The organism is Methylobacterium frigidaeris (assembly GCF_022179185.1).
Lineage (GTDB): Bacteria > Pseudomonadota > Alphaproteobacteria > Rhizobiales > Beijerinckiaceae > Methylobacterium > Methylobacterium frigidaeris.
The window spans coordinates 124,020-132,649 of the sequence record NZ_BPQJ01000020.1 but is presented as its reverse complement, the minus strand read 5'-3'; the positions used below and the strand labels follow the sequence as shown (position 1 = coordinate 132,649).

Sequence of the window (8,630 nt, the reverse complement as noted above, 5' to 3'; positions counted from 1 at the left end):
GCGATGAGCAGCCGCATAGGAGCGGAGCTTGTCCGTGACCAGCACCTCTGGCGCGAAGCCCTGCTTCTTGATCAGCTTGCGCAGGAGCTTCAGGGCGACCCTCTTGTCGCGCCGGGGCTGCACGAGGAGGTCGAGCACCTCGCCTTCCGCATCCACGGCGCGCCACAGGTACAGGCGCCGGCCCTGGATCGAGACCACCATCTCATCCAAGTGCCAGGTGCTGGCCAGCCGAGGCCGCAGCCGGCGCAGGTTGCGGGCGAAGGCAGGCCCGAACTTCAGGACCCACCGCCGGACACTCTCGTAGGCGACGCTGATGCCGCGCTCGGCCAGGAGTTCCTCGACATCGCGGTAGCTGAGCGTGAACCGGAGATACAGCCAGACCGCGTGGCGGATGATCTCGGGCGGGAACTGGTGGCGGGCGTACGAGACGGGCTGCATGCCCCGGCCCTACCCCGCCCCACAGCGCGCCGCTACTCCTTCGCGTGACAGTGCCGCCCCAGGCCCTGCTGTGCACCGATCCGACGCGAGAGCCCGCGCAGATCGTGGGGTGGTTCGTGCGGCGCTGGACCGTCGAGGTTACCTTCCAGGAGTTGCGCGCCCATCTCGGCGTCGAGACGCTGCGGCAGTGGTCGAACACGGCAATTGCCCGCACCACGCCCTGCTTGCTCGCCCTGTTCTCGATCGTCACACTGCTGGCTGCACGGCTCCCGGCCCGCCAGCGACAACGGATCGCGGCCGCCGCGTGGTACCCCAAACCGCGTCCGACCTTCGCCGATGCTCTGGCCGCCGTGCGCTATGCGGTCTGGCGCGAGCGGACTTTGGCAACATCACTGCGTCGGTCCGCCCGAACAAAACCCCGCTTCCGCCTCCCCGCTCCCTGGGCCTATGCCCTCTGCCACGCCGCATGAATGGCTAAAGTCGAGCTAAGCCGCAGTCGCCGCAAGTTGCGGGAGAAGACAGGCCCGAACTTCAGGTCCCAGCGTCGGACACTCTCGTAGTGGTCTCGGTTCCGCGCTCGGCTAGGGGCTCCTCCACGTCGCGGTAGCTCAGTGTGAAGCGGAGGTACAGCCAGACCGCGTGGCGGATGATCTCGGGCGGGAATTGGTGGCGCGCGTGCGAGACGGGCTGCATACCGCTGCCCTACGCCGAGCCGAGACGGCCCACCACCGCTTCGTGTGACAATGCCCGTCGTGGACACGAACCGCGCGGCCGGCCCACGTATGCCATCCATAGACGATAAGGCCGTCGTCGCCAGCGCCGGTACTATGGGTCTTGTGGTGAGAGATTGTACAACGAGGAGCGGCCTCACCAGGGCCGGTGGTGTTTCGGCAAGACGCCGATGCAGACGTTCTTTAACGTTGTCCTCCCTGTCTCAGGCCAAACTGATCGCCGCCTGATCGCCAGCAGGCAGATGAGACTGACCACTTCCAGATGCTGTATGTCCGATCAAATTCAAACTACCACATGTCATTACCGCGACCGCAGCTCAGTTCCGATGACATTGCTCTCATGTTAAATTCAGCATCCGACCCGATCGCAAGCCCATCGCCCGGAAATTTGTCTCGGTTAATTTTCTCAGACGAGTTTCGACTTTCAGATACACCCGATGCTCGGTAGCGGTGACAGCGCCAGCTAACCCCGTCTGGGCTAGCCAAGTTGCTCGCGGCGTGACAAGCCTCCGAGGAGGGCAGTCGATCTTTACGCGAAAATGCTTATATCTTTGTTGCACGAGTGCCTCAAGGAGGAGCAACTATGCCGCAAATACTAGTTTCGGGCGGGCTTCCTGACGATCAGAGCAAGGCTGATGACGTCATTGCGTTCGTCAGGGCGCTTAGTGCTGAGCTAATAAGAAAAGGACATAAACTTCTAGGTGGATGCCAAACCGATTTAGATAAGGAGGCTGCAGTTGCCGCCGAGGCTGCCGTGCGGGCTTTAGGGAAGTCTCCTGATGATTACGTGATATCATATGTTGGAAAAGGAGCTGAACCAGTTCACAAGATTGGCAGCATTCGCCAGTCCGCTTTGCCAAGGTGGGATCTAATTGGGCATCGGCTGATCTTTCCAGAACCAATTGTGCTCGCAGACGCCACCGTTCTCGTCGCAGGCTGGGAGGGAACTCACAGGGCCGCGAATTGGGCCAGGATCGCTGCAAAGCCACTACTTCCAGTGGCAACCTTTGGACTCGCCGCGGAGGATATCTACCAAAGCGAACTCGACCAGTTCGATTTGCGTTACGCTTCAAGGGTATCAAGGAGCGCCTATGAACAACTTAACCGTGTTCTCGTCGAGCATTCACCCGAAGCTTTACAATCATTTGCGGCTCAGATAATTGCATTGGCGGAGAACATCATAACACCGAATTCGGCATTTGTGATTATGTCCTTTGGCAAGGACCCTGATTTAGAGGATGCTTACGAGACATTTTCTGACACCTGTTCAAAGTACGGCTTTGATGCATGCCGTGTAGATCAGCATATCGATGAGAACAAGCGAATACTTCCGGAAATTATAGAAAAAATCCGTCAGTGCGCATTTGCAATTGTTGACGTAAGCGAGCCGCGGCCGAACGTCTATTACGAGCTCGGCTGGGCTCAAGCACTTGGGAAGCCAGTCATGGTTACGGCTAAAGAGGGAGTCAAACTTGAGTTCGATATTTTCGATGTTCCGACGATATACTGGTCTAACCAAAAAACATTACGCCAAGGATTGTCAAGAAGAATCGAAAAAATTGCGCAGAAGTTTGGACGGGACACGATGTTGGCAAAATGAACGTGGAGAGGCTTGTGTACCTAACGCGGATTGCTGACCGGCCGGCCGTCATGACTGAGGGAACGCTGTCATGTGAAGGTGGCAGGTTCGCTCCGCTCGGGTCGGGGTACGGCGGAGGGGGGTGTCACGTTGGGCGGCGTCCCGGCTTGCCGGGGCCGATCGAGCACCGTAGCTGGTCGGCATGACCGGCTTGCGGCGGCTGATGGGGCGGCGTAGCCGCTCGGGCGTTGTCACGGGAAGTGGAATGCGGTCGCAGGAACGGCAGATCGCGTGTTCTCTCAGGCCGCGGGGGTTGCCGTTTGCCACGCACCTGCCGCCTCAGCCCTGAACAGGCGCAGCGTGGGGCGGGAGATCAGGTGACGTTGAACGTAGAAGGTGTTCTGGACTGCCGCGTGCATCGAGAGAAACCGTTGGGCTGACCCCGGCGACTTGAAGCCCTGCTGTTTTCGCTCTCGGCGTCGGACCGGCTGGTGCGAGTTCTCCGCCCTGTTGTTCTTGCGAAGGCCCTGCTCGTGGCGGCAGGAGAGACGCAACTCGCGTCGCGCCGCGCCGTAGGAGCCGAGCTTGTCGGTCACCAGCTCCCCGGGAGCGAAGCCGAGCTTCTTGATCAGCCTGCGCAAGAGCTTCACGGCTGCCTTCTTATCACGCTTGGGCTGGATCAGCAGGTCGAGCACCTCGCCTTCCGCATCCACGGCTCGCCACAGGTACATCTGTCGGCCACCAATCCGGACAAACACCTCGTCCAGGTGGCATCGCCCGTGCGGCTTCGGACGTGAGGCGCGCAGCCGTCGCGCGATGGCGGGACCGAAGCTGAGCACCCAGCGCCGGATACTCTCGTAGGCGACGCAGATGCCGCGCTCGGCCAGGAGTTCCTCGACATCCCGGAAGCTGAGGGTGAACCGGATACATCCAGACGGCGCGCTGGATGATGTTGCGCGGGAAGCGATAACCGGAGTACGAGAGGGGGGCTCATGCCGCCCGGCTACGACGCTCCACCAACCTCGGCAAGCCGAGGGCTGGTTAACGTGACAAGCCCCTCGTGACAACGCCACAAAATCCGCAATCCAATCAGAGGGGCTTCTTCGCGGCCTCGGGTTCTCTCCGAATTTCGTAAGTGCAGCTGAACGCGTCGCGTGCGACGCGGTACGTGTCATTCGGATCGTTAGGATCGCGGACGATGGCATCACCTGGTCGCGCGATCATCGGCTCTCCCCAAGGCGCGTTGAAGGTGAAGTTTCCATCAGCCTCGCGGACGATGAAGTACAACATGTCAACCCCACGCGGCCGATAAGGCCTCCAGCCATCAGCTCGTTCCGCCTCAAGCGGTCCCTCATACCGCTCCGCGAAGCTCCCGGCCTTGACCAGGTACTCCTCATGACCCGTAGCCTCGCAGCGGTTTTGCACCACCATGTCCCCGACCTCGGCAGGCTTGCTCCGGGTCTCCTCGCCCTCGCCCGCGATGATGCTGATCACGATCTCACCTGGTATCGCTGGACGAGCATCGATCAGCTTTGACTTGCGGGCTACGCCGACGCGGCCCTCATGTTGCGCGGTTGCGAACAAAGATGGGACGTCCATGATCTCTGCTCCAAGGGTGGACCATGTCCAAAACGCCGGATTGCTGAGCAGGACTGCTGCGAATTGTATGATCAGCCTGTTCATTCAGCACTCCAGACGGGCAGGCGGCTAGGACTGCCACAACTACGTGACATCCGGTACGTCAGTTTCGCACACATTCCCGTGTCTCGCCGAAAGCTGGTTCGGAAGTGAGGCGCATGGTCACTCTCGTGCCGAGAGCGTCCGAATGGATGATGTCACCACGGCGACGGTGCCGCAGTTCGAAAGAGACCCACACCACGTCGGTTACGAAGCAATCAGCGTCTCGGGAGTGGGTAACCCTCCGGACGAGCTCGGCCGAGTGGACGACCCGTCTCAGGATCCCGCTCCAGCAGCCCCCGCGAGCGCGGCGAGCCCGACCACTCCACGAACTGCACCAGACTGTCCACCTGGTCGTCGTACCGCCCGCGCGGGAACGCCAGAACCTCGCGCCGGAACGCCTCCAGCCACGGCGCCTGACGCGGAAGCAGGTAGCGCCCCGTCTCGAGGTGCCCCGTCTGACCCTCGAACCGCGTCTGCTTGTCGAGCTTCACCTTCACTCCCTGGTACACCCGCCTCCCGCCCTCCTCCGCCCGCAGCTGCTGCAGCAGCGGGATGCCCGAGCCCGCATGCTCGATCAGCACCAGGTCGGCGTTCCACCGCCCCGCCTGCCCCCGCACACGCTGCTTCAGCTCGGGAAAGTCCAGCCGCTCGCGCACCACATCCAGCAGGTGCCAGTGGTCCTCTCGGAAGCCCCACGTCTGCCCCACCGAGTAGTCGCTCGTCGGCTCCGCCGTCAGCGCCGTGTCCCAGCTCTGCACCACCCCCTGGTACGCCTCGCGCCCGAGCACCGCCGCGTAGCTGCCGAGCCACTCCCACCGCACCCGATTGCCGCCCGGCGGCACCGGATCCTGCTGGTACTGCGCCGAGAACGCGTAGGCGCCCATCTCCCGCCGCAGCCGCTCCAGCACCGCCGCCGGCTCGCGCTCGGGGCAGAGCGCCTCGTCCTTCGCCCGCCAGTGCACCTGCCCGAAGCCGATCGGGACGCTCTCCTCGCCGGTGGCGAGGGCCGGCAGGTTGAGGTGCTCGAACTGGCCGCTGGCCACCAGGTAGCCGGCCAGGTCGTCCTCGTGCAGCCGCTGCTGGATCGCGACCACCCGCCCAGCGCCCTTGTCGTTCAGCCGCGACAGCAGCGTCTGCTCGTAGTAGCTGCGCACCCGCTCGCGCTCGACCGGCGAGGCGGCGTCGGCCGCCTTCATCAGATCGTCCACGATGATCAGGTCGGCCCCGAACCCGGTGGCGGCTCCGCCCAGCGAGATCGCCTTGCGCCCGCCGCGGGCGGTGGTCAACTGCTCGTCCTCACGGTTGCCGCCCGGCGCCAGGCGGGTGCGCGGGAACAGGGCCTGGTACCAGGGCTGGGCCAGCACGGCGCGGAAGTCGCGGGCGTGCTTGGTGGCGAGCTCGCCGCCGTAGCTGGCCACCATGATCTTGAGGGCGGGGTCGCGGCCGAGCAGCCAGGCCGGCAGGGCAACGGCGGTGCAGATGGACTTCAGGTGGCGGGGCGGCACGGTGATCAGCAGGCGGCGGCACTCGCCGCGGGCGAGGCGCTCGAGGGCGTGGGCGATGGCGCGCACGTGCCAGGCCGGGGTGAACGCCTGGCCGGGATGGAGGGCGGCGAAGGTCTTCCAGGTGAAGAAGTAGAGGTGCTCGCGCAGGAGTGCGTCGCGCAGGGCGGCGTCGGGGATCATGGCGCGGGCTCCTCAATGCCGGGACGACGTCGGGACGAGAACGAGGCTGCTCTCGCCGGGATCGCGGGGCTGCAACGCCGGAGGCCCGTCGTCGGTGGGCAAGGTGGCGCCCGCGCGGATTATCGCCGCGAAGGCGGCGATGATCGCCTGGTCGGTGCTGTCCGGTGGTGCAGCCGCGGCCGGACCTGGGTCGGCCGACGCGCCCTGGGCCGAGGCGACTGACCCGGTGATGTCGCGCACCAGGCGCAGGGCGCGCGCGTCGCCCCGGCAGGCGTCGTCCACCACCCGCCGGGTGATCACCTCGCGCTTACTCAGGCGCCTCTCGCGCCCGGCCTCGCGCACCACGATGGCGCGGTCGAGCTCGCGCTCGAGCGCGGCCTGCAGCGACTTCGGCTTGGTCGGGCGGCCCCGCGGGTTGCCGCACTGGCCCGGCTTGAACTGGCTGGCGCGGGGCGGTCGGCCGTAGCCGACCTCGTACTCCGCGGGGTGGTCGGCGCGCGGCCTCTTGGAGCGATGCTCAGACATGGACCGCCCCCTCCCCCACGAGGCCGGCCTGATCTCCCGCTCCGGTCGCGTCACCGTGGGTCTCGGCGGCACTCTGCACGGTAGGCTGAAGCCGCCGGAGGGCGAGCGCGTCGAAGGCTTCGCCCGAGGCGTCGTGGATCGCCCGCTCGCCCGTGAGCGCCTGCCAGCGCCGCACCGCCACGTCGACGTAGACCGGGTCGAGCTCGATGCCGTAGCCGACCCGCCCCGCCCGCTCGGCCGCCACCAGCGTCGTGCCCGAGCCGCAGAAACCGTCCAGCACAGCCTCGCCGCGCCGGGAGCAGTCCTTGATCGCGTCGGCCACCAGCGCCACCGGCTTGACCGTCGGGTGCGAGCTCAGCTCCTCCATCCGCCGCCGCCCGAAGCTGTTCACGCCCGCGTAGTCCCAGACGTTGCTGCGGTAGCGGCCGTGTCGTCCGAGCTCGATCGTGTTCAGGTGCGCCGCGCCGGGCTTCCTGAGCACGAAGACGAGCTCGTGCTTGGAGCGGTAGAACGAGCCCATGCCGGCGTTGGTCTTGTTCCACACGCACAGGTTCAGCTGCTCGAGCTCGCAGGCACGGGCCGCCGAGGTGAGCTCGAAGACGTGGCGGTGATCCATGGCCAGGTACATCAGCCCACCCGGAACCAGGCTGTCGCGCAGGTGCGTCATGGCGGTGGCGAGGAAGCGGGTGAACGCGTCCGGGCTCATCTCGCCCGAGGCCATGGCGAACTCGCGGTGCTTCACGCGACCCGATCCGCAGACGTGGCCGGCGACCGGCACGTTGTAGGGTGGGTCGGAGAACACCGTGCGCACCGGCCGGCCGCTCAGCAGGCGCGCGTAGCTCTCGCCGTCCAAGGCGGAGGCGCACACCAGGCGGTGGTCACCCAGGCGCCAGAGGTCGCCGGGCTGGGTCACGGCCGGACCGGCGGCTGGGACGGCGCAGTCGTTGGCGGGATCCCGCTGTTCCGAGGCGTCGCCGTCGAGGATGAGGTCGATCTCGGCGGTCTCGAAGCCGGTGAGTTCGAGCTCGAAGTCGAGCACGAGGCCGGTGAGCTCGGTCAGCTCGAGGGCGAGGGCGTCGCGGTTCCAGCTGGCGTTCTCGGCCAGGCGGTTGTCGGCGAGGCGGAACGCCCGCAGCCGCTCGGGCGAGAGGTGGGCGGCGCGGATGACGGGCACGCTCGGCAGGCCGAGTTGCTTGGCGGCCATCCAGCGCCCGTGCCCGGCCAGGATGGTGGCGTCGGGCGCGGCGACGACGGGGACGAGGAAGCCGAACTCGCGGATGCTGGCGGCGATCTGGGCGACCTGCTTGTCGGGGTGCTGACGCAGCTCGCGGGTGTAGGCTTTGAGCTCGGTGGTGGAGACGAGTTCGACCTGCTCGGGCAGGACGGTGGTGGACGTGGCTGGAGGAGCGGACCTGAGGCGGGAGCGGGAACGCGTGGACATGGGAGACCTCGATCGGTCGCACGGGCGGGCGGCGCGTGCGGGGGGATGGAGGATCTCGCTGTCGGAGGGCGTGGCAGCACGGCTGGACGAGCATCGACGCTCCCGACCTCCGACGAGGAGATCCAGGTGGTCGTCTGCTGCCCGATTGCTAACCCGCTGCGAGGTTCGGTGCTGCTGACTGGGAGCGCCGGTGTGAGCCCACTCGCGCGGGCTGAACTCCTGAAGAGGAAGGCCGTCGCTCCTGCGGAGGCTTATGGCGCAGCTGGCTCGGGGCGTCAAGAACGGACGCGGAACATTTTCGCTGCATCACTCCCTGTATCGGGTCCGCGCGTTCCCTGTTTCGGCGTGCAGGGAACTCGCGGCTAAGTCGTTGCTGGGCTGACGGGATCCGCGGCGGCGGACGCCCGCTCGAGCCTGTTTTCCGCGCGCATTCCCTGTTTTTTCCGCGAGAACAGGGAAGGGCGGGCAGAGACGGGTACGAAGCCGACTGGTCGCACCACCAACACGTTCAACGGCTTGAGCGGCGTCAGCCTTCTTCCTCCGCCGTTCCG

7 protein-coding genes and 2 pseudogenes are annotated in these 8,630 nt (G+C 65.7%); 2 read left to right on the top strand and 7 right to left on the bottom strand.

Annotation, left to right across the window (positions count from 1 at the left end; translation table 11 throughout):
* Window positions 1-438 (bottom strand): IS6 family transposase (locus tag MFF64_RS20820; RefSeq protein ID WP_238192292.1); only part of this gene is annotated, 438 nt, incomplete at its 3' end.
* Window positions 439-482: 44 nt separating this feature from the next.
* On the opposite strand from MFF64_RS20820, the gene MFF64_RS20815 reads away from it, so the two are divergent.
* The gene (locus MFF64_RS20815) at window positions 483-908 is read left to right on the top strand and encodes a hypothetical protein (RefSeq protein ID WP_238192291.1); all 426 of its coding nucleotides are present in this window, start codon (window positions 483-485) and stop codon (window positions 906-908) included.
* 20 nt (window positions 909-928) lie between these two features.
* On the opposite strand, the pseudogene MFF64_RS20810 reads toward MFF64_RS20815, so the two are convergent.
* Window positions 929-1,131, bottom strand: a pseudogene (locus tag MFF64_RS20810) (IS6 family transposase); the annotation flags it as partial.
* Between the two features lie 621 nt (window positions 1,132-1,752).
* Here MFF64_RS20810 and MFF64_RS20805 point away from each other — a divergent pair.
* Window positions 1,753-2,769 carry a nucleoside 2-deoxyribosyltransferase gene (locus tag MFF64_RS20805; protein WP_238192290.1) on the top strand — a complete coding sequence of 339 codons (1,017 nt, stop codon included), beginning with the start codon at window positions 1,753-1,755 and terminating at the stop codon, window positions 2,767-2,769.
* A 278-nt stretch (window positions 2,770-3,047) separates the two neighbouring features.
* Here the strand turns inward: MFF64_RS20805 and MFF64_RS20800 are convergent.
* The 5 genes and pseudogenes from MFF64_RS20800 to MFF64_RS20780 form a co-directional block, all read right to left on the bottom strand.
* Window positions 3,048-3,699 (bottom strand): annotated as a pseudogene (locus MFF64_RS20800) (IS6 family transposase).
* Between the two features lie 138 nt (window positions 3,700-3,837).
* On the bottom strand, window positions 3,838-4,431 hold the full coding sequence (locus MFF64_RS20795; RefSeq protein WP_238192289.1) for a hypothetical protein: 594 nt from the start codon (window positions 4,429-4,431) through the stop codon (window positions 3,838-3,840).
* Between the two features lie 212 nt (window positions 4,432-4,643).
* Window positions 4,644-6,113: a phage terminase large subunit gene (terL, locus tag MFF64_RS20790; protein ID WP_238192288.1), complete on the bottom strand. Its 1,470-nt coding sequence runs from the start codon at window positions 6,111-6,113 to the stop codon at window positions 4,644-4,646.
* Window positions 6,114-6,125: 12 nt separating this feature from the next.
* Window positions 6,126-6,638: a DUF5681 domain-containing protein gene (locus MFF64_RS20785; protein ID WP_238192287.1), complete on the bottom strand. Its 513-nt coding sequence runs from the start codon at window positions 6,636-6,638 to the stop codon at window positions 6,126-6,128.
* Window positions 6,631-8,079 carry a site-specific DNA-methyltransferase gene (locus MFF64_RS20780; RefSeq protein ID WP_238192286.1) on the bottom strand — a complete coding sequence of 483 codons (1,449 nt, stop codon included), beginning with the start codon at window positions 8,077-8,079 and terminating at the stop codon, window positions 6,631-6,633. The genes MFF64_RS20785 and MFF64_RS20780 overlap by 8 nt, the downstream gene beginning before the upstream one ends.
* Window positions 8,080-8,630 lie beyond the last annotated feature (551 nt).